Source organism: Vibrio sp. KMM 9700 (genome assembly GCF_058545285.1).
In genome coordinates this window covers 32,291-57,913 of sequence record NZ_JBYCLI010000003.1, presented here as the reverse complement: position 1 = coordinate 57,913, position 25,623 = coordinate 32,291, and the positions used below count along the sequence as shown (strand labels likewise).

General features: G+C 39.6%; 19 protein-coding genes and 6 pseudogenes. 3 read left to right on the top strand and 22 right to left on the bottom strand.

All coding sequences use genetic code 11. The features are described from left to right. Window positions 1-237 precede the first annotated feature (237 nt). Both AC2VOY_RS16075 and AC2VOY_RS16070 read right to left on the bottom strand, forming a co-directional pair. Window positions 238-528 (bottom strand): type II toxin-antitoxin system RelE/ParE family toxin, encoded by a 291-nt coding sequence (locus AC2VOY_RS16075; protein ID WP_491834166.1) that lies wholly within the window; start codon window positions 526-528, stop codon window positions 238-240. Beyond that, a complete protein-coding gene (locus AC2VOY_RS16070; protein ID WP_491833776.1) occupies window positions 521-742 on the bottom strand; it encodes a TA system antitoxin ParD family protein in 222 nt (73 codons plus the stop codon). The genes AC2VOY_RS16075 and AC2VOY_RS16070 overlap by 8 nt, the downstream gene beginning before the upstream one ends. Window positions 743-1,477: 735 nt before the next feature. On the opposite strand from AC2VOY_RS16070, the gene AC2VOY_RS16065 reads away from it, so the two are divergent. After that, entirely contained in the window at window positions 1,478-4,072 is a 2,595-nt protein-coding gene (locus AC2VOY_RS16065) for an Ig-like domain-containing protein (protein WP_491834165.1), read from the top strand. Window positions 4,073-4,683: 611 nt separating this feature from the next. Beyond that, a pseudogene (locus AC2VOY_RS16060) lies at window positions 4,684-5,962 on the top strand (ATP-binding protein). 588 nt (window positions 5,963-6,550) lie between these two features. On the opposite strand, the gene AC2VOY_RS16055 reads toward AC2VOY_RS16060, so the two are convergent. Then, on the bottom strand, window positions 6,551-6,883 hold the full coding sequence (locus AC2VOY_RS16055; protein ID WP_491834243.1) for a hypothetical protein: 333 nt from the start codon (window positions 6,881-6,883) through the stop codon (window positions 6,551-6,553). Window positions 6,884-7,081: 198 nt separating this feature from the next. Between AC2VOY_RS16055 and AC2VOY_RS16050 the strand changes: the two genes are divergently transcribed. Next, window positions 7,082-7,915 (top strand): hypothetical protein, encoded by an 834-nt coding sequence (locus AC2VOY_RS16050; RefSeq protein WP_491834242.1) that lies wholly within the window; start codon window positions 7,082-7,084, stop codon window positions 7,913-7,915. 358 nt (window positions 7,916-8,273) lie between these two features. Here AC2VOY_RS16050 and AC2VOY_RS16045 read toward each other — a convergent pair whose 3' ends face one another. From AC2VOY_RS16045 to AC2VOY_RS15955, 19 genes and pseudogenes are all read right to left on the bottom strand, one after another. After that, the gene (locus tag AC2VOY_RS16045) at window positions 8,274-8,348 is read right to left on the bottom strand and encodes a hypothetical protein (protein WP_491834248.1); all 75 of its coding nucleotides are present in this window, start codon (window positions 8,346-8,348) and stop codon (window positions 8,274-8,276) included. 178 nt (window positions 8,349-8,526) lie between these two features. Next, a pseudogene (locus AC2VOY_RS16040) lies at window positions 8,527-8,712 on the bottom strand (IS256 family transposase); the annotation flags it as partial. Between the two features lie 164 nt (window positions 8,713-8,876). Continuing rightward, window positions 8,877-9,049: pseudogene (locus AC2VOY_RS16035) on the bottom strand (TraE/TraK family type IV conjugative transfer system protein); the annotation flags it as partial. Next, window positions 9,046-9,240 carry a type IV conjugative transfer system protein TraL gene (locus tag AC2VOY_RS16030; RefSeq protein WP_491834241.1) on the bottom strand — a complete coding sequence of 65 codons (195 nt, stop codon included), beginning with the start codon at window positions 9,238-9,240 and terminating at the stop codon, window positions 9,046-9,048. The gene AC2VOY_RS16030 and the pseudogene AC2VOY_RS16035, both read right to left, overlap by 4 nt. 109 nt (window positions 9,241-9,349) lie before the next feature. Next, entirely contained in the window at window positions 9,350-10,456 is a 1,107-nt protein-coding gene (locus AC2VOY_RS16025; RefSeq protein WP_491834240.1) for a Fic family protein, read from the bottom strand. A gap of 32 nt (window positions 10,457-10,488) precedes the next feature. Then, window positions 10,489-10,797, bottom strand: coding sequence for an IS200/IS605 family transposase (locus AC2VOY_RS16020; RefSeq protein ID WP_491834239.1), 309 nt, complete (start codon window positions 10,795-10,797; stop codon window positions 10,489-10,491). Between the two features lie 89 nt (window positions 10,798-10,886). Then, window positions 10,887-11,162, bottom strand: a pseudogene (locus AC2VOY_RS16015) (hypothetical protein). 58 nt (window positions 11,163-11,220) lie between these two features. Beyond that, window positions 11,221-12,119: pseudogene (locus AC2VOY_RS16010) on the bottom strand (P-loop NTPase family protein); the annotation flags it as partial. A gap of 278 nt (window positions 12,120-12,397) precedes the next feature. Beyond that, a pseudogene (locus AC2VOY_RS16005) lies at window positions 12,398-12,796 on the bottom strand (TraI domain-containing protein). After that, window positions 12,762-12,977, bottom strand: coding sequence for a hypothetical protein (locus AC2VOY_RS16000; protein WP_491834259.1), 216 nt, complete (start codon window positions 12,975-12,977; stop codon window positions 12,762-12,764). Before AC2VOY_RS16000 ends, AC2VOY_RS16005 begins: the two are co-directional and overlap by 35 nt. A gap of 160 nt (window positions 12,978-13,137) precedes the next feature. After that, window positions 13,138-13,974: a hypothetical protein gene (locus tag AC2VOY_RS15995; RefSeq protein WP_491834238.1), complete on the bottom strand. Its 837-nt coding sequence runs from the start codon at window positions 13,972-13,974 to the stop codon at window positions 13,138-13,140. A gap of 62 nt (window positions 13,975-14,036) precedes the next feature. Then, entirely contained in the window at window positions 14,037-14,324 is a 288-nt protein-coding gene (locus AC2VOY_RS15990) for a hypothetical protein (RefSeq protein WP_491834237.1), read from the bottom strand. A gap of 237 nt (window positions 14,325-14,561) precedes the next feature. Next, a complete protein-coding gene (locus tag AC2VOY_RS15985; protein ID WP_119908968.1) occupies window positions 14,562-15,035 on the bottom strand; it encodes a hypothetical protein in 474 nt (157 codons plus the stop codon). Beyond that, complete coding sequence (locus AC2VOY_RS15980; RefSeq protein ID WP_491834236.1) at window positions 15,035-15,316, bottom strand: ECs_2282 family putative zinc-binding protein; 282 nt, start codon at window positions 15,314-15,316, stop codon at window positions 15,035-15,037. Before AC2VOY_RS15980 ends, AC2VOY_RS15985 begins: the two co-directional genes overlap by 1 nt. Before the next feature lie 161 nt (window positions 15,317-15,477). Continuing rightward, the gene (locus AC2VOY_RS15975) at window positions 15,478-18,555 is read right to left on the bottom strand and encodes a type III restriction-modification system endonuclease (RefSeq protein ID WP_491834235.1); all 3,078 of its coding nucleotides are present in this window, start codon (window positions 18,553-18,555) and stop codon (window positions 15,478-15,480) included. Window positions 18,556-18,564: 9 nt separating this feature from the next. Further along, window positions 18,565-20,421 carry a site-specific DNA-methyltransferase gene (locus AC2VOY_RS15970; protein ID WP_491834234.1) on the bottom strand — a complete coding sequence of 619 codons (1,857 nt, stop codon included), beginning with the start codon at window positions 20,419-20,421 and terminating at the stop codon, window positions 18,565-18,567. Between the two features lie 205 nt (window positions 20,422-20,626). After that, the gene (locus AC2VOY_RS15965) at window positions 20,627-21,313 is read right to left on the bottom strand and encodes a DUF4391 domain-containing protein (protein ID WP_491834233.1); all 687 of its coding nucleotides are present in this window, start codon (window positions 21,311-21,313) and stop codon (window positions 20,627-20,629) included. Window positions 21,314-21,316: 3 nt separating this feature from the next. Further along, on the bottom strand, window positions 21,317-24,649 hold the full coding sequence (locus tag AC2VOY_RS15960) for a helicase-related protein (protein ID WP_491834232.1): 3,333 nt from the start codon (window positions 24,647-24,649) through the stop codon (window positions 21,317-21,319). A 37-nt stretch (window positions 24,650-24,686) separates the two neighbouring features. Then, a complete protein-coding gene (locus AC2VOY_RS15955) occupies window positions 24,687-25,613 on the bottom strand; it encodes a WYL domain-containing protein (protein ID WP_491834231.1) in 927 nt (308 codons plus the stop codon). Window positions 25,614-25,623 lie beyond the last annotated feature (10 nt).

Sequence of the window (25,623 nt, the reverse complement as noted above, 5' to 3'; positions counted from 1 at the left end):
CATTAGTAATTTAAAATATTTTGAATGTTCAGGTTTGAATTTTGGCATAGTGGCATGTTTAGTTGAATAATCTAGATTAGATCATAACCAGTTAATGCGTTCAAGCGGCGGATATTGTGGTGAAATAAAGCACAAAAAGGCGATGGGAATATTCTACAGCCTCGTTATGGCGCAGGGCACGAATGTGCCAGATAGCGAATTAATCTTTAATATGTTAAAAGTTAACTTTCATGTAAGTTAATAGATTTTCTTCATATCACGGTAGAAGTTTTCATGAGATCCTATAGCCATTAACTCTAAGGTAACTGTACCGTCTTCATCGCTATAGCCTAATAATGTAAGCTGCTTTGCCATTTTGAACTTGTATACACGCAGAAATGATAAGTCACCTTTTTTTTGCTCACCTAAATAAGGATCTTCTAAAAGAATCCTAATCACGTTATCCAAATCATCCTTTTGATTTTTATTCATTTTATTAACCGTTTTTTTGAAACTCGGTGTTTGCAAAATATTTATGATTTTAGTCAAACGAATAGGCCTCTAATTTACCAGCTTCTTTCTCAGCTTTTGCAATGATTGCTTGCTTTACAAACTCGTAAGGTAGATCAGGGTTATCCTCCATCATTTCCCCTATTTTAGCCCAATGCTCAATTTGTTTTGGCGTGGTGCGATTTAATGCTTTCGCCATAATCGTGGCTTTATCAAATAAATCTTGATCAATACGTACGCTAGCAGTAGCCATGATTGTTCTCCTTAATAAAATAAAATTATTTTACACAATGTAGCGCATCACTACAATAGATGCAAGTTACATCATTACAAGACTCTCGTTCGGAGTCGCGCAATCGCATAGATGAGGGAGAGTATCAATACATTTGGAGCGGTTACTCCCTGAAAAATACGGAAATAGTATTCAATTATAGATTTACAGTTGATATAAATTGTTACATTAACAGAAAAATGAAAACCAACGTATGCTGTTAAACAACAATAATGCACCATTAAGTTAAATGCTTTAATTTTTTCTAAAATTAATATTAATTTGATTTATAAGTATACGAATTGGTATTCCAAAAAAAGAAACACTGTTTTATAGTTTTTGATAATGTGATGTAGATCACTCTAAAGATATAACTTTACACGTATTATGTCTCCTGTTTATAAATTATAAGTAAATCATATATCAATATGTATTTGTTTTTACAACTACTCATAAAACGATCCATCCAATATCTCCATTCAAGATAATAATGTTTATATTGGTGGTGGAGTTAGTTGAGCTCATGATGAAAATAATGCATTAGGTTTTAACGAAGATAGAGTAAGTGCCGATTACCTGTTAGTTAATAGACGGCAATTAATACTTTATAAGCTAATTTACTTTAAGGGGTACATTATATTATACCTATTTTGATTCTCCTTACTTTGAGAGTATCACTTTTTAATAAATTTACGAATTTTATAGGATACGTATAAAATGAGAAATATAATTCATTATACTAAGAATATTCTTTTCTTTAGTGCATGTGTACTTTTATTAACAGCTTGTGGTGAAGACAGTAATCACAATAATAAGGAGTTAGGGGGGAATTCAGGTCGTGCTAGCTCAAAATCAAACATTACGCTGACAGAATTAGTCGTAACTCCGAAAGCTGTAACTATTCCTGCTTCTATGACAGAGCAATTAATAGCGAACGGTGTATTTAGTGATGATTCTGTAAAGAATATAACACAGAATAATCAATTAATATGGTCTTCAGAAAATGAAGCTATAGCAACTGTTGATGAGAATGGTTTAGTTACGGGGGTTACGGATGGTGAAGTAGAAGTAACCGCATCCATCATGGAAGATGACGTTCTATATAAAGATTCAAGTATAGTCACAGTGTCCAAAGCAAGTTTAGAGACTTTCTCTATCTTACCTGAAACAAAAACAATACCTATGGGACTCACTGCAAACTTTACAGCGATCATAACACTATCCGATGGTACAGCGTTAAATGTGACAAGAGATCCACAAATCTCATGGCGTGTCGTTAATGAAAATATTGCAACGATATCGAATGATGGTGTGAATAAAGGACAATTAATAAGCCTTCAGCCTGGGAAAGTTGAAATAGAGGCTTCAGGTATTTATGACGGTAAACCATTTAGCGGTGTTGCGACTATAACGGTTACGGACTCAGTAATAACGTCATTGTCTATCACTCCGAGCGTTAAATCGATTCCACTTGGCTTAACATGGACTTTTATTGCCACTGCATCATTTAGTGACGGTAGCTTGTTCAATGTCACAAAAGAACCTACATTAACTTGGTCTATAAGTGACACTTCAGTAGCAAGTATTTCAAATGAGCAAATGCGAAAAGGTATGTTTAAAGGGATAAAAACACAAGTATCTCCTATTACCGTTACGGCTACTCATACATTCAATAACCAAAGTTTAAGCGCGACTGCAGAGATAACCATAACAGATGCAGCGATTGCTTCTTTAAATGTTACTCCTAAAGAAGCCAAAGTACCAGTAAATGGTAACTTAGGCTTTACTGCTTTGGCTACTATGACTGATGGTTCTATTGTCGATGTGACAAGAGAACCATTATTAAGTTGGCGATCCCATGACTCAGATATCGTTTCAGTTTCAAATGATATTGCGAACAAAGGACAAGTTACAGGTGTTCTAGAAGGTCCATCGGTAATTACTGCGACGGTTAACTTAAAGGGTAGCAGCATCAGTGACAATGTGAACTTAACAGGAGTCCCTAGTGATTTGATTGGTCCTGAAATTGTAACTTGGGGGGATCCTAGTTACGGAGGCGACTCTTCATCTGTTACAGGAGAATTAACGAACATCAAAGCGATATATGCTAATGCTAGGAGTTACGCTGCATTAAAAAATGATGGGACTGTAGTAACGTGGGGGAATTATTATGTAGGGGGCGATTCTTCTCCTGTAAAAGCACAGCTAACCAATGTGAAAGATATTTTTCATACTGAAGATGCATTTGCTGCATTGAAAGAAGATGGCACAATTGTGACTTGGGGGTTATCCGATTATGGTGGTGACTCTTCCTCTGTAAAAGGACAGTTAAAAAATGTGAAGACAGTATATTCAACATCATCATCTTTTGCAGCATTGAAAGAAGATGGAACTGTTGTCACTTGGGGGGCATTGAATGCTGGTGGTAACTCTTCATCTGTACAAGCACAATTAACCAATGTAAAGGCTATCTACCCAGCATCCAAATCATTTGCTGCGCTAAGAGAAGATGGAACTGTTGTCACTTGGGGGTTAGCCAATTGGGGAGGTGATTCTTCATCTGTTGAAGGGCTGTTAACGAATGTGAGAACAATATATTCAACTCTTAACGCATTTGCTGCATTAAAAGAAGATGGGACAGTGGTCACCTGGGGATTAGCCAATTGGGGGGGGGATTCTTCATCTGTTAAAGAACAATTAGCCAATGTGAAGACAATATATTCAACCATAGACTCATTTGTAGCCTTAAAAAAAGATGGAACTGTTGTCACTTGGGGTGGTGGCTATAATGCTAACCCTAATGAATATTATAATAGTTTCTTATCTGTTGTAGACAAATTAGTAAATGTTCGAACAATTGTAGCTGGAGATCTTGCTTTTGCCGCTATCATCGAAAACGGTCAAGTAGTTACTTGGGGGGAAGATCTTATTATATATGACGAATTTGGCATTAGTGAAAATGTTGGTGCTGATTCCTCACATGTTGCAAAACTGTTAACCAATGTGAAATCTGTTTATACTTCAGGTACATCTTTTGCTGCATTAAAAGAAGATGGGACTGTTGTAACTTGGGGATTTTCTGAGTTCGGAGGAGATTCATCATTAGTTTCGGGACAGCTAACCGGTATTCAAAATATTTATGCTACAAAAACTTCTTTTGCTGCATTGAGAGATGATGGTGCAGTCATGACTTGGGGTAACCATGACGCAGGAGGTGATCAAACCTACCCTGTTGATGTAAGAAATTACTTAACTAGCCGAGTTGTCAATATTTATTCTAATGGTTGGTCATTTACTGCACACAGGAAATAAAATGTTAAATCATTCACATTTCTTTAATAAGGTGCTATATTCTACATATCCGATTAGATTCCGGATATGCACTTTTAAAGAGATACCTCCTCATGGGTATCTCTTTTTTTTTAAAATTAACATAAATGGCATTATTTTAATGCGGGTTTAAGTCACTTGAATAATCTAGATTAGATCATAACCAGTTAATGCGTTCAAGTGGATAAAGAAAGGCTTTTTGGCCTCGATTGATTTATTAAAACAACGCATCCAAACGCCATGTAAATCTTTTAATTTTTGCTGTAAGTTATCCTGTAGGCTTCCTTGAGCCAAGCAAGTTCTTCTTATTTACTTTCTTACTCCTAACATTCAATGCAGTGCCGCCCTCCCTGGTTCCAAACAAACCGTGTATGACCACAAAGCACAGAAAGCCTAGCTACCTGTTAGGTATTAACATGACAAATAGATAAAAACAATTTTACGCGTATAAAAATGTTATAACTTGCATTTTATTGCTCATTTATTGTGTAATAAACAATCGGCCAGATAAGCACTTTAACTGAGGTGGCTAGATGAAACGAACACTGCTTGAAAAACTACTCACCTAGAAAAACAAGCCGACAAGGAAACCTTTGCTGATTGACGGTGCTAGACAGACTGGAAAAAGACTCCTATTACAGGAACTATTAGGAAGTACATTCGAAAATGTCATAAGAATCGATTTCCTAGAAAGCCCTGAGTTAATTGAAGATTTTTCAGGCTCTCTAGACCCTGATGACATCATCACCAACATTGAACTCTTAACAGGAGAAATCTTCGAACCATCGACAGATCTTCTTATTTAAAATGAAATTGCTGAATGTTCAAGAGCAGTCACCTCTCTTAAGTACTTTGCAGAAAATCCCCCCAAAGCTTATGTTGCTGCCAATTGTTCAAATATCGGATTGCTCACGTCCTTTCCCGTTGGAAAAGTTGAGCAGCACAATTTACGGCCACTATTGTGGGCATCTGGAGAAAAGGCACTGCAAAAAGCGTTTGACCAAAAGCTAAATTCTTCAGCGGCTCATACAAAATTAATCGAACTACTGACCGACTATTATTTTGTTGGCGGCATGCCTAAAGCCGTAAACTCATGGTTTGAAAACTCAAAACTCAGTATTATTGAACGCATTGAAGCCGTGCCTGAAGTCCATAGGAGCTTAATTGAGGGCTATATGCGTGATTTCGGGAAGTATTCTGGAAAAGTAGATGCACAGCTAATCGAATCTGTATTTCGAAGCATTACCGTTCAACTATCTTCGGTATTCGACGACTCCGTGAAACAGTTTAAATTCAAGGGAGTTCACGAACGCAAGTCTCGCTATGCTGAATATGAAAGTGCAATCACATTGCTTCACAAGTGTCGGCTTGCTTTAAAAAATCATCCTATTGAAGGACAGCCTCGTTCTCCTTTAGCTGCTTATCAGAAGGAAAATACAATTAAACTATTTCTCTTTGATTTAGGGCTATTGAACCATATGCTCGGCACTGGTTACCGTGAAATCAAACAGCAAGGCTATGAATACAAAGGATATGTCGCCGAGAACTATGTTCAACAGGAGATCGCAGCACTAGGTATAGAACCAAGCTTCTCTTGGGGAGATGCAAGAACAGAAATAGAGTTCATTATCGCTGATGACCTAGGTCCTATCGTACCTGTAGAAGTAAAAAGCGGGTAAGCGAACCCGTGCGAAATCATTGCAATCCTACATCGAGAAGTGCAACCCCCACAAGACAATCAAACTTACAGATACTCAAGGCTCTCTAGCAACAGAGAAATAGCATATCGTAATGCCACTTTACTACACAGAATACTTACTCGATCATCTGAATGATCTAGACAAAAATATAGTACGCGGGTGTTTAGTGTGATATTTGTATTTTTACGTATGAACGTGCTATTCGATCACGTAAGAAGATTGGAGTACAACCTTGGCTTGTACAAATCGAGTACGAGAAAGTTACGCGCATAGCTTGGTTTTATTCGCATAAAATGTCGAAATTGAGATTTGTTGACTTCGGCAGAATTTGTTAATGGCTAAGTCTGTTTTGACAGATATGAAGTTTTTTATTTATCTTTTTTATTTACATATATTTAGTTATAGTGCGATAGTTTATTACATTGACTAACCAGGCCTTATAAGCATAATGCTGGTTTAACTCCCAATGAATCAGAACGATTATATTAGATAAGAACTAAAACCGTGGCCAGTTTTCATTGACCACGACACCCTAAAAGATACAATACAAAAGCAAATCGCTTTAAGGTATATATGATAAGAGAATTATATAACTTTTCCACATTATATTATATTATAATAATATAATATATTTATGTATAAGATATGTTCCCAAATCACAAATATAATCGTTGCAAACAATAAGGTTAATTTCAGTCATGATGATTATATTACTTATAGGTAACATTATTATCAGCCATTAACTACATATCAAATATTTTTATTTATATAAACTGTAATTAGGAATAGAATAAACAATTTTCTTTGATATCATTTTAATTATTCCATATATTTGCTCTTCTTGTTTTTCTATCAGAGCATCTAAATTATGAATTGAAATATCTATCAATTCATTATCGGCAATATCATCTAATTTATAGGAATACAAACAATATGATATCACTCTTTTTACCCACAAATAAGTATTGGTTTTATTTCGGATATCACTTTCAGTAATAAATCCGGATTTAATTATTCTTTTTAAAATAATACTCTCTATTGGTGTGTTTTTAAACTCCTCAAATTTAGTTTCTATTATGAATCCATTTCTCATATTTTATTTAAAACATAAACATTTCAATAACACTAATCAACCTTATGCTTTTAAAGGGTAGTAAAGAAGGGTTTCCCTTCTTTACAGTATACAGCATCAAGCGAAGCAGTTGTCCTATCTGGAAACCCATTAAGTCATCAGAGTTTATATTAATTTATTTGAAAAAATATTTCATATATTTTAATATTAAATTAAAATATGATAAAAAATTGGACTGTAATAACTCAAACAGTAAAGTTTGGTAGCGATGGGGTCATAATGAGGGAGAGTTACCTAAAATCAAAGAGCCACTCCAACCATAAATATACAGAAAATATAGTTTCATTATTTGGTAATGAATTAACAACAAAACGTATAGCGCTATCTGGTGAGTTATTTAAAATAAATAAATGCCTTACTAGTAATAAAGGAGGAAGACCGCTATCAAGTTATGCGGTAGAGTATTGTCTAACATTACCAAAAGGATACAGACCAACTATAAACCAGTGGAAATTAATTGTTAATGATTGCTGCATATCTCTATCAAAACTATGCAAATTAAATAAAGACGAATTTTATATTTATAAAAAACAAATTCGAGCTGTATTACATCAACAGATGCAGAGCGATACTAAGGGGAGTGGTGATCATGTTCATATTGTGATTGGTAAAGTTGTAGGTAATCGAGTATTAAAGGAACTACAGCAAAAAAAGGCCACTCAGATATTAAAGCAAACATTTAATCATTCCGTATTAAATCACGTTGGTATTGATTACCGATTATATAAGCCTAATGAAATAAAAAAAGGCCGTAGGCTTAAATCTTGGCAATACGAATATAATAAGTATAAAGATACTCTTGAAGTAGAAAAACTTATTCATCAAATGCAGATACAAACAGATAAATGGTTAAAAGCGAATATTGAAGAGAATGAAAGACAAAAGAAACGCCAACAAAACCGTATCGACAAAACATATACACAGCTAGAACAGCAGCAACTTACACCTAAACAAGAGCATCAAATCACAAATATCAGAAAGCTTCTAAAGTAATAATACTTGTATGGAAAAAGGAGACTGTAACTAACTTTGTGTAATTACCGATAGCAGACTACCTTTTAATAAGGTCAAGGATAGGTATATGAATATGAACAAAAGAAGTTAGAAGCTTTCGCTAAAGAAGTAATAAAAGAGATTAAAACTCCTGAAGATTTAAATGAATTTAGCCAGTTTATTGACTTTAAATTTTGCCACATAATTCCTCACTAAGGTTAACCCTCCGGGATAGCCTTGGTTTTTTATTTCTTGAAAAAGAACACAAGCAGGTATCCAGTGAGGTTTCGCCGCTTCTATTCGTTGATGAAGGTAATGCTGATAAGGACCAAATTTACTCTTGGTCATTAGTCTTGTTTTATATTGAGGGATTGATGATGTATTTTTTGACGATACTCCGTGAAATATTCAACTCGTGAGCGATTGCTCGCATGCTTTTTCCTTGTCGATATAAAGTAATAATGTCCACAAAAATCTCCTTGGTTAACATAATCACCATCCAGTTTTATTCAAACTGGATCAGACCAAGTGGATCGTTTTTGCACTGTTGGTGACATTTTTGACAAGTTGAGGTTCAAATGATCACGAGGAGTATAAAGCTCAAAGGCTCATACAGAAGACTTGACTGTCTTCTTGGTTAAACCATTCTTGCGATTAGGTTGATCATCACGTTTAAGATAATGCGAAAGCTCAGCTTTTAAAGCAGCTTCGGTAATTTTTTTGATCAAAGGGGTCAAGAAGCCATCTTTGCCTCTTAAATCTTGTCCAGACTAAAGAGCTTTGATGGCTTGTTCTATAAAAAAATTGGTTACAAAGAATCGTCGTTTGATCCTTTAGTATTCACGGCACGGATCTGCGATATAAAAAAATCGTTGTCCGCAGAGTGAGATGACGACTCCCCTCTCACGCGAAAAGCCGTCAATATTATCAGGAGCCCAGTAAAACGGCGCTGGTTTCTGACTTGGTTTCGTGACACTTCAACCGTTTGACAAAGTTGGTGGTTGAATGGCAACCACGGTATTGAGAGAAAATGCAGCTACCGCAAGCAGCAAGTTAGATACGCTCTCAGGAACCGTTATCATCGGTTCTCTAATTGCGTGCCTTGCCATGATTTTAAAACACGTCGAACTTCACGGCAGATAGCTCCTGATAAATAAGTTAGGGATCGTCTTAGCTTTGGTAGGCAACATTCCAGCCCAGTAGATGGAGTGAAGAATAAAACCATCTGGGCGACCATCACGAAAGCGCCGATAGAGCTTGGTTATCACCAACCCCAACAGGCATAAAACTAAGGCATTACCGGTAATATTGAACGAGGATACCATAAACTAAGTCGCGAATTTACTCTAAGCGAACGGAAACTTACACGCAAACCTTAAGCTAGTTGAAAACTGTCGCTAGTTCTATTAGAGTACTCTCCCAATGTTTTTGTTTTTAACTCAAGTGCGCGAGCTTATAACGAGTGCTCCTCCCCCCGGCTTCACTTTTTACCAAGCAACCAATCTCGACCAAGACCGCTAAATGACGAGAAGCGGTTGGCTTACTCACTTTCGCCACCTTATGGTATTGCGACGTATTAATGCCTTGGTCAAAATCTCCATCAAGCATTCGATTGAGTACTTTTACTTGTTCTGAGGACAGTTGCGTTTGATCGACATTTCGCCAGAAGTTTGTTTTAAAAATCGTTTGGTCGATTTCTTCGAGCACATTGGTGAGTGTTTCACCTAAGGTATTTAAAAACCAAATTAGCCACGCAGTAATATCGAGCTCACCTTTCTGGGATTGCTCTAATATTTCGTAGTAGCTCTTACGGTTCGCTAAAATCGCCACTGACATCGCATAGAAACGGACTGATTGACGCTCAGCCTGTGCCAGTGCCAAATCAGTGAGTAAGCGGGTGATCCTGCCATTGCCGTCATCCAAAGGATGGAGAGTCACAAACCAAAGATGTGTTATCGCAGCTCTAAGCAATGGGTCTAAAGCTGGGTCCTCACGAGAGTCATTAAACCAGCGAATAAACACGTCTAGTTCAGGCTCAAGCACATTTCGACACGGTGCTTCAAAATGTACCGTGGGCTTATCAATCCTACCCGACACAACCTGCATAGGCTCATCTCCGCGTAACTGCCCCCCTATAAAAGGGTTGAACAATGTATAGCCCTCAGGAAATAGTCGTTTATGCCATTGTAATATTCTCTCAAGTGATAGCGCCGAGTCTAAATTCTCCACCGCATCTAACATTATCTCTGCGAGGCCATCAGTGCGTTCAGTGGTTGGAAATGGTTTTTCTTCAGAAAGACCAAGTTTATTAGCCAACGACGAGCGAACAGAAAAAGCGTTGAGCCTCTCACCTTCAATGGCACTCGAATGAATAATATTCGCTAATAGCGTGTCTAACATACTTTGCTTTTGGTCTTTAGGTTGGCTCGACATTTTGCCCAACAACATCCCTTGGTTAAAGCGAATGTCTCGTAACTTGGGCTCAATGACTTTTTCATCCCAGATAAAGTTTGGCCAGTTAGCTTGTTGCCATATCCACATTTTGTCGCCTTTTGATTTAAATAACAGCAAGTTCAAATCATAACATGATTCGAATAAAAGCTATAATCAAATCTAATAATGATGCGAATAATGTAGATATTCATATCATACTTCGATGTTACCATCCTATCCTGTTGCTGAATGTATTGTTTGAGTACGGTTAGTGGTGCTCCACCACATGTTTCTGCAAAATAATTTCGACTCCAAAGAATATTCTTACTAAATACCCCTGCTATATCATTAAAATCTCTACGTATTCTGCGTGAACTAGTCGTCTCAAGTGAATTAACTAGTTTAGCAACACTTGATGTCTTGGGGGATGTTGCGATCAGCAGATGCACATGATCTGCCTCATTGTTGAACTTTGTTAGTTACGCTTCAAACCCTAAACACAACTCATTAAATATAGCTTCCAAACATCTTCTTCTACTCAGGCCAGCATGGCTGCAAGGGTTGTCGTCATTATCCGGGCTTTAATTACTTGTTGAAGGCATTTTGTCGTCGTATGACCACTGACATAAAGGTGAATCCCTGTTAAAACATTGGCGGCAGTCCAAGTCAGTGCCTCAATGGCATGGTCATCTAACGTGAACGTATCCGTTAAATAGTCCGCGAAGCAATGCAATGCACTGAAGCCAAGGCATGAGGCTAGTCGGTTTCAGGCTTCCTTGAACTGAGGGTTATGTTGCTGCCACTGAGCGAGCATTTCTTTACTAGTAAGTGTTGTCAGACAGATGCCTTATGCAGCCTGTGTAAAGCTAAATGCGGCCTTTGTTGAGCAGTTGAATGAAGGGATCGTTTACGACTTCCGCCGCCTCATCGATAAAGATATTTACGGGGCGATTTTCAACACCATAGTTATAGCGGTCACCGGCCACTGCGGTGAGGTCGGATAAAAGCAACGAACCAATGACGCTACCCACCATGGCGTCGGTCAATGAATCAAACCTGATATAGACCACTTGGGCATTGTTGATAATACGGCCAGAATCCGTAATTAACCGGCTGTCATCCACATCGTTTGCAACCGGTGATAGCAATGGACCTAGTTCACTTGATGTGAGCATATTGAGCACCGGCATCAATGAGGCCACCATCTTTGAATACTGGGTTCTGTCATGCTCAAACATACTCAATAGCCCCTCTAAATCAGTATTGGCGGCAACGGGCTGAATGCGTTCGTAGTAGAAAAGCAGCATCGCCATGGCTTGTTTAGCCAAGGTGTTGGCCTTTTCGGTAAAGCGCTTGATCTCCACACTAAAGTTCGGATACACCTGCCCCCCAGGCCGTGACGGCTTTTACTACCAAGCCTTCTGGGCCACCTTCCAAGAATCGCCTCAGTGTCTTCAGATCAGGACGTTGTGACGTAAGCAACAGACTTTACACTAGGTTATTCAGTGCCATTTGGCCAAAGGCTTTAAGTGGATCAGCACCGGTTTCGGATGGGATTAAGGCCGCAATTCGGCTAGCAATTTCAGTACCCCCGGTTAAAGTTTCTCAGGGGATTAAGGCGTACTGAATGCTCAGGAAAGCTCGGATGAAAATACACAAAGCGCTCAGGACTACCGGCGGCAATACAGGCTCGCTGCGCATTACCCTTAAGTTCCTTGTCTCCCTTAGGGTCAATAATAATCACGGCTTCATTGCGCAAAATGGCCTGAGTGGCTCCAACCAGCCAACCGGCTGCTGTCATGGCTTCATAGTTCTTGCGCCAGGGCATCTCATATGCGTTTTCTTTCATTCATGCTCCGCAAAATAACCGTTTGCAATCCGCTAAACTTCAAATGGATTAACGTTCAGCGTGAGCGGTAAACAGAACCGTTTCCCCCTCATCAAACTGGCATTGGTCACTGGCCGAGATCCCCCGAAGCAGCTGTCCGGCTGGGTTAACCAGGCGAGCAACTCAGGTGTCATCACCCGGTTTAAAACCAGAATTGAAAATTACTCGTGCCGCTTGCATCGTCCGTCGCGCCAGCGAATGAAATAGTGTTCTATGCTGTTAGTAGTACACTGGGGTAGTGTTTCTAAAAAAGGGTTCCACTGATAGCGTCCATCTTCGTCTATAATGGACAGGTCTGAAACAGACTTACCAATAATGGAACAAACCGCCTAATGCCACGGCAACACGCCACCTTGGTTCCAGCTCTTCTTTTCAACCGGTGCGCCACTGGCAACAAAGATGATCCCTTCAGCCGCTTGTGCAGCCCAGAAAGCAACTTCCAACGAATGACGCAATAAACCACCAGCACCACTATGGTGGTGATGCTCAGAAGCTGGCAGCAAGTGAACATAGGCCGCCAAATGGTCAATGCAAGGCTGAATCAACCCGTTGGAAATCACTCTGGTTAAAGCCAAGTACCTGGCGAATTTTGGCAATTAGCTCGTCTTGTGTGAACTGCAAATCTTCAGGTGACGCAGCTGGCAACCCCTTCAGGAATGGCGGGTAGCGTGGAATTTCTGTATCCAGTTGCGATGAAAGCTCTGGTAGTGCTTTGGTTTGAAAAAATAGGTTTTTGAACATAGTGAGCCTCCGACACGATAGTGTGAAGGTTCTTTAGCACTGAAGGTGTTAGATAGCCGAAAGAAATAAGCATTTACCTGGAGTGGTGCACTTATTATTTGAATTCGGACTTGAAAAGAAATAAATCTGACGCTTTTGACAATCGCTTTGACTGCGCAGCCTATGTATCACTTCTCACCTCTACTTCCTCAGCAAAAAGGTTGGCGGCAGAAGCGAATTGCTTGCACAAAAGCTCAAATTCCTCGCAATAGTTTTGCTTATCGGAACTAGTAGAAAGCACTTTATGATCTGCTTCGACACGATATTTTGCGATGTTTTTAATTACTTCAGACAGGCGACTTATAAGTTTCATCTCGCACTCTACTAATTCAAGCAATTGTAATGCACTCAGGGATCTCCCACTGCTATGAATAAAATCGCTCTCAGTTTTCCCAAACTTAGCTTGTAGGAGTCCCTTCAAGGGTTGCGGCTTCAATGAATCAGAACCTATGATTTTGTATAATTCGCTACAGCTATCCGCTAACGCCTTGTTAGTGTTCTCTACTGGCATCCTTAGATGTTCATTCTCAAGGCGTCCAAAGAGAGTAAGTGGACCGAATTTTGAATTTAAGATGCGAATAGAATCTTGAACTGCCTTTAAGGGGGTGGGGAACTCGACCCAGGCACCATCATAGGTTCGGGCTGCAAAAAGTCTCAGGTTTTCATCTTTTGGATCAAGGTTCGGTTTGGCAATTTCATGAGCATGCCAGTGCCTCTGCTCAGAATCAGAAAAACAATAAAGATCTTTGTATATAGCTGTAACAAATGTACTAGAATCCAGTGTTCTTCCCTTCCCAAATCTAACATCGATAAATCTATCAGAAGGAGTCTGTGATTTTGTCCTAATATGGCCACCTGCCGAAGAATCGTCTATTTCGTACCAATCCATATGGCTAAAGTATCTAGCCAATACTTCTACTGAAAAGTAGCACAAAGCAAGTTGGTGTTCTCCGCACATTAAACGCCTCTTAAACTCAGGGGGTTCCATGCGAGCATTTCCGGAGCTATAAAAATACTCAGTCAACTCGACTCGACTCGACTAGGGAAAAAAATGTGAGTATTAATTGGTGTGAATGAAAACTTTTTGCTGCTACCAGAACTGGGAAAACTAATAAGGCTAAGTTCAACGTTTGCGTTCATCAATCCCCTGCCAGCTTGCACCCAAGACTCCACAATTCCCATAGCATTCTCATGCGAAATATTAGCCTTCTCAGCAAGATCTATTGCGCTCACACCACCAAACGACGCTCCCCAGGCCTTAATCGCTTCGGTAAAGAGTAGGTCTTCTATATCTTCCTTTGAGGACACGATGCTTTCCTTATCACATAATGTTTGTCGGAATGCGGAACTTTTTAGTGCAAAAAAGGCCGCAATCAAAAAGGTCTCGCCGAGCCAGTGAATGTTTATCCTTCACTGGAGTTGGCTATGAAACCAATTTAATGAAAAATTCAATAATAAATAAACTGTGGTCATACTTAATGTTGTTATCAGCATTAATCAGTGTAATTTCGCCATATCCTAGATCCTGCGCATTGCAATAATTTTCTATAATGTAGGGTAAGACAGCTTTTCATTGTAAGACTGGGCATCATCTTCCCAAACTAGCCGAACAACATGCTTTCGTTTCGTTTGCATATGAACAGCGGCTATTAGCTCAACGGCTTGATACTTTTCGAGGCTTTCCATCGGAAATTTGTCAGTTACTTCTGATTCAATAACTAAATCGTTACCTTCGGGAAACTCAATTCTGACGTTTCTTGCAGTAGCAGCTCCTTTATTCCAAATCTTAAGCCGATACTTACTGCTGCCAAGTTTTATAATTGATGCACCAAGGTCAGCTTGCTTTCCTTTCAGAGCATCTTCATTTTCTTTTTCCAAGAGAATTGTGTTTAGCTTTTCTTGGCTTTCGACAAGTGACTTCTGCCTCTTATTAAAGCTGACCGTTTGCCATGTTGCGTAGCCAGATAAAAGGAAAGCTAATCCAGCTATCACATCACCTGCATCAATAGTTACTGGCATTACTTAATCCTTATATTCTTGCTACCAGAAAAAGCCTTTTTCAATGATTTACGTAGTTCGTCTTGAACGTCTTTTAAAACTTCTTCCTTGATTTCAGAAAGGTGCTCGTCAATATTTTCACTATTCTCCCGAATAAGCTCATCTTTATTGAACTCTCGGTCACAAGATGCACAAGTCATTACTTGTATTGTTTCATCGCAACCGTCTTCGTAGGAAAAGTCTGAACAGCCACAAGTCGGGCAATGCAAGCTTATACTTCTATTGTATTTTTCAGGATTCATGCTATTTCTCCGTCATGTCAACAACCATACTTAAAATATAACCGCATGAGTGAGCGACATTTAGACTCAATCTGCTGACTCAATTTTCCAATTATTGTTATGAAACTAAAAGTGAGCTGTCAGCCAGATAAACTGACAGCCCGATATAAAAACGGAAACAACTAACCGCTTACGACTTCCATCAATTTCGAGTAACTCGTTACAACATCATATTTGACGTTTTCACTCGTAATCTCTGCATTAATTTTTTCAAAGAATTTTCTAGCACATTCAATCTTGCGATCTTCTATTCCACGCAATTCAAGCGAAGACATCGTTCCTTTAGTCTCAGCAATAAAGTAAATGTGTTTAACACTTCCTTCTTTGAAAGAAATAGCCCAATCAGGGTTATAGTCGCCAACAGGCGTCGGTATCAGAAAACCACGAGGCAGTTTTGCATAAACCACGACTTCTTTGCTTGTATCGAGTTCGGTAACAAAGTCCCGCTCAATGCCTTGTGAATCAACAACAACATAATCATAAATATGCTTATTAACGCCACGAACGGCTTTTGTCATATCAGTGATTTTTTGCTCTGCCGTGAAAATATCAACATCATAGGATTCGTTCGTTGGATCATATGATAGCTTCTCGATAATCACAGATGCTTTTTGCTCTTTCACAAGGCGTGAGGCCTCGGCGAGAAAATGCTCAGGGTTCTGCTTAAATTGTGCAAATACTGCAGGTTCTATACCCATCAGTATTTCGGCAACTGTTTTGCGAGTCAGCACACAATTTTCAGCCAACTTACCAACCAAGTCATAACGAACAGCAGAATGAATGCTCGATTGATGAGTTTCAGTCTCAGTGTTTTTCACCTTGAAACTTTGTCCAGCTTTGAGTTGTTCGTCGGTAATGCCATCCAATTGAACACCATCTTGAATCGTGTACTGAAGAGGCGTTACCTTAAGCTCTTTATTGAGTACCCGAATACAATTTTTAATCAACTCAGACGAATCAAAATCAACCTTATAAACCGCTTTGCGATTGATTTTGTGCCAAAGCTCCTGAAACTCTTTCTTATCAAAATTAGCATTCAACGGATTGTTTTTAGGTTTACGATCATCACCAACACCTGGCAATTGCGCTTCACTATAAACACCGTCTATCAGCGTCAATATTTGCTCTCGGTAAGGCTCTAACTCAAGAGGCATTGGCGCTAACTGTCCACTAGCCTTAGCCTGGTGGAATGATGGCGCGATTGAATCGTCAGCTTCATTGGTATAATCATTTTTAAGCAAATACTTATAAATTTGCTTGGCCATGACAGGTGTTACTTCTACAGGTCCATCAGCCGTTGTAATTGTCTTACCCGTAAAATAAGCTTCATCTGCTTTTCTAGGTCTCGCTGAGAGAGACTCGCTGATTTCTTTTTGCAGATTCGTGACAAAGTCTTTATAGCTTTCACTTGCAATCACCGACAAAACATTAATTTCATGCACAGTTGCCGGATGGTCTTGTCTGTCACCATGTTTATTGACGGCCAGACGTAAACCACGCCCAACTTCTTGACGACGAGAGATAGTGTTGTCGCTGTGTTTTAACATACACATGACAAATACGTTTGGATTATCCCACCCCTCGCGCAAAGCCGAGTGCGAAAAGATAAATCGAGTAGGCTCTTCAAACGAGAGTAACTTTTCCTTATCTTTTAAAATCAAATCATAGGCATCTACATCGTCTGATAGACCGGCATCTTCACCACGGACTTTAAAGCCGGGGTTCTGAAGACGATTTGATTTCTTATCAATTGAGAAGTAACCATTATGCGTTCTAGAGCCTTCAATGGCCGATAGATAGGCTTTATAGGCATCAGTCTGCTCACTTGGCAAAAGGGACAACTCATCAAGATACTCCTGTACAAGCAAGGAATACTCTTCTTCAAAGACGCGAGCATAATCACCTTTTTCATCTGCTTGAGAGTAGTCTCTATACTTTGCGACTTCGTCAATAAAAAAGAGAGAGAGAACCTTTATACCTTGGTTAAAAAGTGTTTTTTCTTTTTCAAGGTGCGCTTTAATTGTCTCGCGGATCTGTATTCGGCGAATGGTCTCTTCGGTCACGTCTCCCGTGGCATCGCCCGCGGTTAAAACATGGCCATTTTTGAATTCAACAGTGTCGTTAATCGCGTTGACATCAGTAACCACAAAGTCACGGTACTGGTCCAGACCATTGCTAAGATCAAAAAGATTATCGCCCTTAGTAACCTTCTTGGGTATGCGTTTGATGCCATTTTGTTGTTTAACTTCGATCTCTATACGAGCCACTGGCATTTTTTTCGAGATCTCGATGGATTCCAGATATAGATAGGCTGTAGTGCCCGCTAGGCCCTTTACTGAGATACCACGAACTGCAATTTTCTTAACCAGCTTATTGTTATAAGCGTCAAGCGCATCCAAGCGGTGCACCTTATTATGTGTTGTCTTATGCGTGGCCGAATATCGAAGTACCATCAGTGGTTTGAATTTGGCTAGGGCATCTAATGTCTTTTTACCTTCCATCTTCTGCGGCTCATCCAAAATCAGGATTGGACGGTTTGCACTAATAACATCAATAGGACGTCTAGACTGAAAGTCATCCAACTCTTCATAAATACGTCGATTGTCTTTTCCTGAGGCATTAAAGGCTTGAATATTAATGACCATCACATTGATGCCACTGTCAGAAGAAAAACTCTCTAACTGGTGCAATTGTTTCGAGTTATAGATAAAGAACCGTGCCTTTTTACCGTCGTAGTTTTGGGCAAAATGCTCACCTGTGATTTGCAGCGACTTGTAAACACCTTCACGAATGGCGATGCTAGGTACTACGATAATAAATTTGCTCCAGCCATAGCGCTTATTCATCTCAAAGATGGTTTTGATGTAGCAATAGGTCTTACCTGTACCGGTTTCCATTTCAACATCGAGGTTTATCTTTGAGCTAGCATTGCTGACTAACGCTTCTGAAACAGGCAGGTTCTGTCTATTTTGAACACCATGAATATTTTGCAATAACTGCGATTCATTGATCGCGAGTTCAGCATTTTTAAAACCATCCTGGTCGCTCATATCCCAGCCAGCATTGCCAAATTTATCTTTGGCAACACCTGGATCGATTCGGTAGGTAACTCCCGAGGTATTAGGTTGCCCCGCAAAGCAGTCAACAACCGACTCTACGGCAACAGTTTGATAAGGTTGGACTTTGAACTTTAACTTCATGATCCCTCCTTATATCGCTTTAACTTCAGTATGTGGCGACACTTGCTTGAAAATCTGCTCAGCATTTATTTTTACTGCATCAGACTCAAAGCCGTCATCACGGAACACTACGCGAAGTGGTTCTTTTATGGCTAACTCTTTAATCAAAGCTTCATTTATACGCAGATCAAAACAGGCCACCAGTGCGTCGTCATCAACAAAGAAAACCGGCTTACCTTGAATCGTTTCTTTTTTAATTGGTAAGCTTAAATCGACGCCCCAATCCAGTAGTACTTGAAAGAGTAAATCTTCATCAGTGCGGTCTGATTTAATATTATCCACCAATAAATCTAATGAACCCTGAGTAACTTGATCTGGAGAGTAGTAAACATCCGCCATGTTGGATGAATCGACTTTTAAGAAACGAAAACCACCATGAGCATTTTTCCTTATAACTCGACGAACTCTTTCTGCACTTAGTTGACTTATAGTTTTATAGCCTTCATTAAAGGCTAAAGATTTTTTATTAATTTCTTGAGGTATTTGAACTAAAATAAATTTGTTATTGCACTTATTCTCTCTATTATATTCTAACAAAGCATGAGCAGTGGTACCTGAACCTGCAAAAAAATCCAGTACTATCTCCTCATTTTCTAAAATTTGAGACATCAGTAACTTGATAAGTGATAAAGGTTTGGGATAATCGAACAATTTTTTATTTTCAAAGAGCCCATTAGCGACCTTTGTGCCTTCAGTGTTGTAGCCTAGATTGAATCCCTCCTTTTGTAACCAAGAGCTAATTGGCTTAGAATCACTTTTTAATTCAGAGAAAAATTTCTTTAACATCGGTTTCGTTTTTCCTTCAGGATGAAAGATAATTTTTCTCTCTTTTATTAATTTATTCATACTATCAGGAGCAAACGCCCAAACTCTATTTGGATTTGCTTCGTATGAAATGCCAGTATCAGGATCTATTAACGTATAGAAACAGTTAGGTCTTTCTTGCGCTGTCGATCCTACATCTAAAGGATGTTTTGCCCAAATACCTCTAGGATCATTATCTGGATTCTTATAGCTTGAAGCATCTCGTTCTACTCCTTTTAATTTCACATTTTCCGTTTTTGAAAACACAACAACATATTCATGTTCTATAGAAGTATTAGAATAGGCCACTTGCTTACCACTTGCTTGTCTAGTTTTCCAAACAAATGTACAAACTAAGTTATTCTCACCAAAAATCTCTTCCATAAGTTTGATTAAATTTGAATATTCTGATTCGTCTATAGAAACAAATATAACCCCATCTTCTCTGAGCAAGTTTTTGGACAACTTAAGTCTAGGGTAAATCATACTTAACCAATCAGAATGAAATCGTCCGTTGCTTACAGTGTTAGCTACTAATTTGTTGCCTTCTTCATCCTTTTGATTTGATCTGAGCAAATAATTGTCTGTATCTTCAGCAAAATCATCTTCATAGATGAAGTCATTACCCGTGTTATAAGGCGGATCGATATAGATCATCTTAACCTTGCCCAAATATGTTTCTTGCAACATCTTTAGTGCATCAAGGTTATCACCTTCAATAAAGAGGTTTTCAGTGGTGTCAAAATTGACACTTTCTTCTCGACATGGTCTTAAGGTCTTGGCAATAGGTGCATTCGCTGTTAGTAGTGCTTCTCGCTTACCGGGCCAGTTCAGCTGATAGCGCTCTTGCGGGCCTTCAACGATTGAATTTGATAGCTCTTGTTTAAGTTGGTCAAAGTCAATGGCTAGCTTTAGTTCTCCGTTAGCCCCTTTTGATTCCGTCACGCAATTCGGAAACAACGCCTGAATTTTCTCTATGTTTTGCTGCGTCATGTCGGGGCTGTGCATCTTTAATTTATCCATGTGTTTTTCCTTTTGCGTGATGCCTTACAACTATCGCCGTCATATTTGTCGCGGTAGCGTTGTTGACTACGTTCATTCACCCCAATCACATAGAAAAGCTATGCTCAGGGGTTCACTCACTTGTCGCCTAGCTACCACGTCAACTATTTAGGCCATAATAGAAAGCGGGCACTATTTATCTGATTAAAATTTTTTATATGTGTATTTATACAAGCAGTTTTTCAAGCTCGCACATTAAATTCTTTAACTGCTTATTGAGCTCAACCTTGCGGTTAAACTGTTTCTCAGCATGAACCTTCTTCTTATATTGCGAGATTTGCTTTTCCAATGCCTGAATTGCCATCAAGCGTTCAACGACCTCTTCAAAACTCTCAGCGGTTCGTTTGAGTATGGGTAACAAGCGAGCAAGAAGCTTTTGATACAGCTCTTCCATATCGATTGCAGTTGGCAAACCCAATACTTCAGAAGTTACTGTTGATGCATTACCTAAATAGAACGTTTCTGAGAACAAATAACGGCTACAAACCCATTTGGCCTGATCATTCTCTGCCTTACGCTTATAGCAAGCGGCGTAATGGCCTTGCTCACCACTAGCACCCCATACCTCAAATAGAATGGGAAAAGGTATGGCCAAATCAATCGCTTTAAGTACGCTGTCGTCTATCGAGTCACCTTTAAGCTTCACACTGAAAACCTGTATTTCACTGACCTCACTGGTTTGAGGAATATTCAGCGTGTTGGGCGATAGCTTGTAAGCCCAAAGAATTTGATCTACTTGCTCTACAAAAAGTGACTTCAACCCAGTGGTTGCCGCGCTGTGCTCATATATTTTGTTCTTAGGCACGACTCGACCGAACTTTGCTTTGTCAGGAAATATCCAAGGTGAGTTCATAGACTAGATAACCTCATCCTGAGCACTGTGTTCTATCAGCTGCTTTTGCTGGATCACAATAAATGCTAGCAATTCAAAGTCATCAAGCCCTGCAAATGTATTCACTAAAGCTGAGGTAGCGCCACCACTGAACAAACTATCAATATCTTTTTCTTCCTTAACTTCAACCATGCTTTTTATGGCATCTGTTAGAAGGTGAGAGTAACGCTGCATATCTCGACCGTCTTGTGTTAGGCGATTAAATAACGCACAAATCTCACTGAGCGGCTCTGTTTGCCCTTTACAGCTACTGCGGATTAAATCTAATAGTCTCTTTACCTCAAAATGATTAGCGACGATGTGCCCCTCATTCGATACATAGACAAGGTAATAAGGGTGGAGCCTGTTTTGCAGATCTCTATCGATACTGTTATTGACGTTTTTCAGCGCAAACACCACGCCAGGCAATAACCCTAATTCAGGCTTAGCTTCAACCACCGCATGCATGCCACTTGGTGCATTTCTTGGTTCGCCGTAGAGTTTCATTAAATTAAGTAGGTCCATCCGAAATTCGTTTAGACCTAGATCGGTGATAGAAACCCCCGTTTTTAAATCTTCAAGCTCAATGACTTCTTCTTGTAGTTTCTTTAACTGCTCTTTACGGTAAGACACATCGTTAGCTTGACTACTTAAGACGTTATCATCACCGGTTGCTGTCACATCAACAATCGTCATACGACTTTCAACACGTTCTTTTAAGTTGATGTACTCATCAAGCGATATATCAGGCCAGTAGTTAACTAACTGAATACATTTATTCGGCGAGCCAATACGGTCAACTCGCCCAAAGCGCTGAACAATCCGAACTGGATTCCAGTGAATATCAAAGTTAATTAAGTAATCGCAGTCCTGTAAGTTCTGCCCTTCAGAGATACAGTCTGTAGCAATCAACAAATCGATTTCAGCGGGTTCATCAGGTAATACACTGGCTTTCGATTTGGAAACTGGAGAAAACAAGGTGAGCACTTCTTGGGTGTCGTAACCTTTTCGTCCGGTTTTTAAGGTGGTCTTAGGTAAACTGGCACCACCAGTGATCATCGCAGTATGGATTCTATGTTCACTTAACATCACAGGTGACAACTGCTCGTACAGATATTGAGCGGTGTCAGCAAACGCAGTGAACACGATAATTTTCCTGTTTCCAGGATTTATCGGATTATTTATTTTTGCAGCAATATGTGATTTTAGATGCTGCAACTTAGCATCTTCTTCTGGCTTAATTTTGCTAACAGAATCTAGTAACCCTTTGATCAGCTCCAAATCGCCATCTAAATCCTGCTGCCATGATGGAAGATCCATATCCATTAGCTTAATTTTGATTTTGTTACCGATTTCCATATCGTGATAAGAAGGCATATCGTCTTCATCTGCTTCAATAGACTCTAGCGCTTCAACGAGACTGCTAACTTCGGTTTGCCCGTCTCGCTTATAGAATTCGTCGATAATACCTAGAACACGAACATGGTTATCATGTAGAGATTGCAAGGTGCTTCTGAACGAGTATACAGAACTCTCAAGACGCTTCAGCAGATTCGTTGTCATCAATGCAACCAAGCTTTTTTCACGGTCGCTTTGTTTTAACTTACCTTTTCCGCCTTCAACTTGCGTATCATACATCTCTTCGTATTTTTTCAATCTACTCGGTAGGATATAACTCACTGGCGCATAGACAGATAGCTTGAGTAGCTTAAGCTGCTCAAAGATCTCATTCAGGCTTACTACATCCGAACGAGTAGTAAGCGGACAATGAAACGAGATTGGCTTGTTACGTTCAGGGAAATGGCCAATATCTGTTGTGTCGTAGAAAGTTGTGATGTGCTTTCGTGAGCGAGCGATAGTGACGCTATCAAGCAGTTCAAAAAAGTCAAAATCCAAGGCATCGAGAATGGCTTTAGCTGTTCGGGTCTCTGGGTCTAGTTTGGACCAAGCGTTAAATGCGGATTGTGCTTGGTTGAATATCTGTTCTACGCTTTTTGTAGTTTTAAGATGCTTTGTGAGATTGCTCGACTCGCCTTCATAAGCTAACGCGAGCTGGTTTCTCAGGTCAGTAAATCTATTATTAACTGGTGTCGCTGATAGCATCAGAACTTTAGTTTTCACGCCAGCCCGAATAACTTTATTCATCAGTTTCTGATATCGAGTTTCTCGATCTTTCACTGCATCGTTATTTCTAAAGTTATGCGACTCATCAATGACAACCAAGTCATAGTTACCCCAGTTTATTCTATTCAACGGAGTACCGAAGGATTCGCCAGAGGTTCGACTCAAATCTGTGTGACACAAAACATCGTAACTAAAACGGTCTTTAGAAAAGATATTTGTTTTTAGGTTTCGATTAAAGTTGAGCCAGTTATCCGCTAACTTTTTCGGACATAGAAGCAGCACAGATTTGTTTCTGAGCTCGTAATACTTGATGACGGCTAACGCTGTAAATGTTTTACCAAGACCAACACTATCAGCCAGAATGCAGCCGTTATAGGTCTCTAACTTATTGATAATCCCAGTCGCGGCATCTTTTTGGTAGTTAAATAACTTGTCCCAAATCAAGGTGTCCTGATAGCCGGTTCGATCATTTGGTAATACATCCTCTGTAATATCATCAAGAAATTCATTAAAAATGTTATACAAAATAATGAAATAGACTTTTTCGGGCGAGTTTTCTTGGTAGACAGATTCTATATGCTCGCAAATGGTTTTAGTAACATCTTGAAGCTTCGCAGGATCTGTCCAAATTTGGTCGAATAACTGTAAGTACTGGGCTGTGAAATTTGGTTCATCAATTTTTTGCACAAAATTCGAAATAGCGTTGCCTCGTTGATACCCCAAATCAACCGCCGTAAAACCGCTAACCGGAGCAAAAACTGCACTCATGGCTTCTGTTTGCTGCCTAGATGCTTCAGTCACAACAAACGACTGCATTGGAGAATCAGTTTTGTTTGATTTGAATGTCGCTTTCTTTCTGATCCAGTTTGCACACTCTTTAGCGATCGCTTTTTGAGTGAGCTTATTCTTTAGCTGTATTTCAAAGTCAGTTCCGTAAAGGCTGCGTTCACGCCCAGCTTTGGGGATAAAGAACTCCCGTTTTTCTTTTTTGAATTTATCGGTAACTTCATCTGCGACAAAAGTAGGTGATGTGAAGATGAACTCAAGTGAGTCTATCTTCGCTAACTCCTTTTTGAGAGCCTCATACGCATAAATAGAAAAGCAAGACGCAGCAATCTTTAACTTTGTGTTCGGTGTCAGCGTCTGTTGAAGCTCGTCACCTAATAGGTTGTTAAGGTTATCGATTATTTTCATCAAAATTTATACCCTGCGCCAAGTTCGTTTTTGTGCATTAGTTACCAAATTCTTTTTCAATCCCTGGAGCTAGCATGATGTTTTTAACTCCATAAAGTGTTACTCTGTTCTTTAAATGCAATTGAGCTCCACCATCTTTGAGTGTGGCATTGGTAGAACAATCCACATTCCATTGTCTGAGTAAGTAGCCAGCCGATGCCGCTCTAATCTCAACCTTTAGAACGCCACTCGTCATGCCATAGTCCAGCTCTATCGCTTCGCTGTGCTCAATACGTGGATGCGGCACTAACTCAAGCTCTACAAAGCGATTCCATTGCCGATCTTGGGTTTCGAGCTCCGTTTCAGACAACGTAGAGTCTTCAAGCACGACCGTTGCTTTAATTCGGGTCAGCACAAAGTCACGGAACTCATTGTGTTTGCGATCAAAACCACGAATGTGCCAACGCAGGCCATTATCCACCAGCGTATGCGGCACAATTTCACGCGTTGTTTCACCACTCGATAACGATACATAGGTGATACGCAAGGCTTTGCCTTTGTGTATGGCTTCGGTGACTTTCGCCACTATCGATAGATTCGGTTTGTTAAGGTGATAAGGCGCTTCACAAGCCAGCGGTGGTTTTACCTTTCCAGTAAAGCCATCGCCGTAACCTTGGCTAATCGTCGCCAGTGTTCGAACAACGTCATAGTCAAACAAAGGTTCAAATGCTTCACCACGCTTATGCAACTTGAGTTTTTGGTCATACTCAATGTTGCCTGGTGCAAGCTCTCGGTACATTGTGAAGTCTTTAGTTGCTTGTGTTGGCGCTATACTGAAACGCTCAACCAAATCAGCGCGTACCGCTTCTCCCTTGAATAATAGGGTAAAGTCGATATGCGCAATACGATCACGGCTAGCTTGGGGTAGCTCTTCTAAAAGCGTTCTAGGCTTACTTCCAGACAGATCATGTTTATTCAACTTCATGCAACCTTCA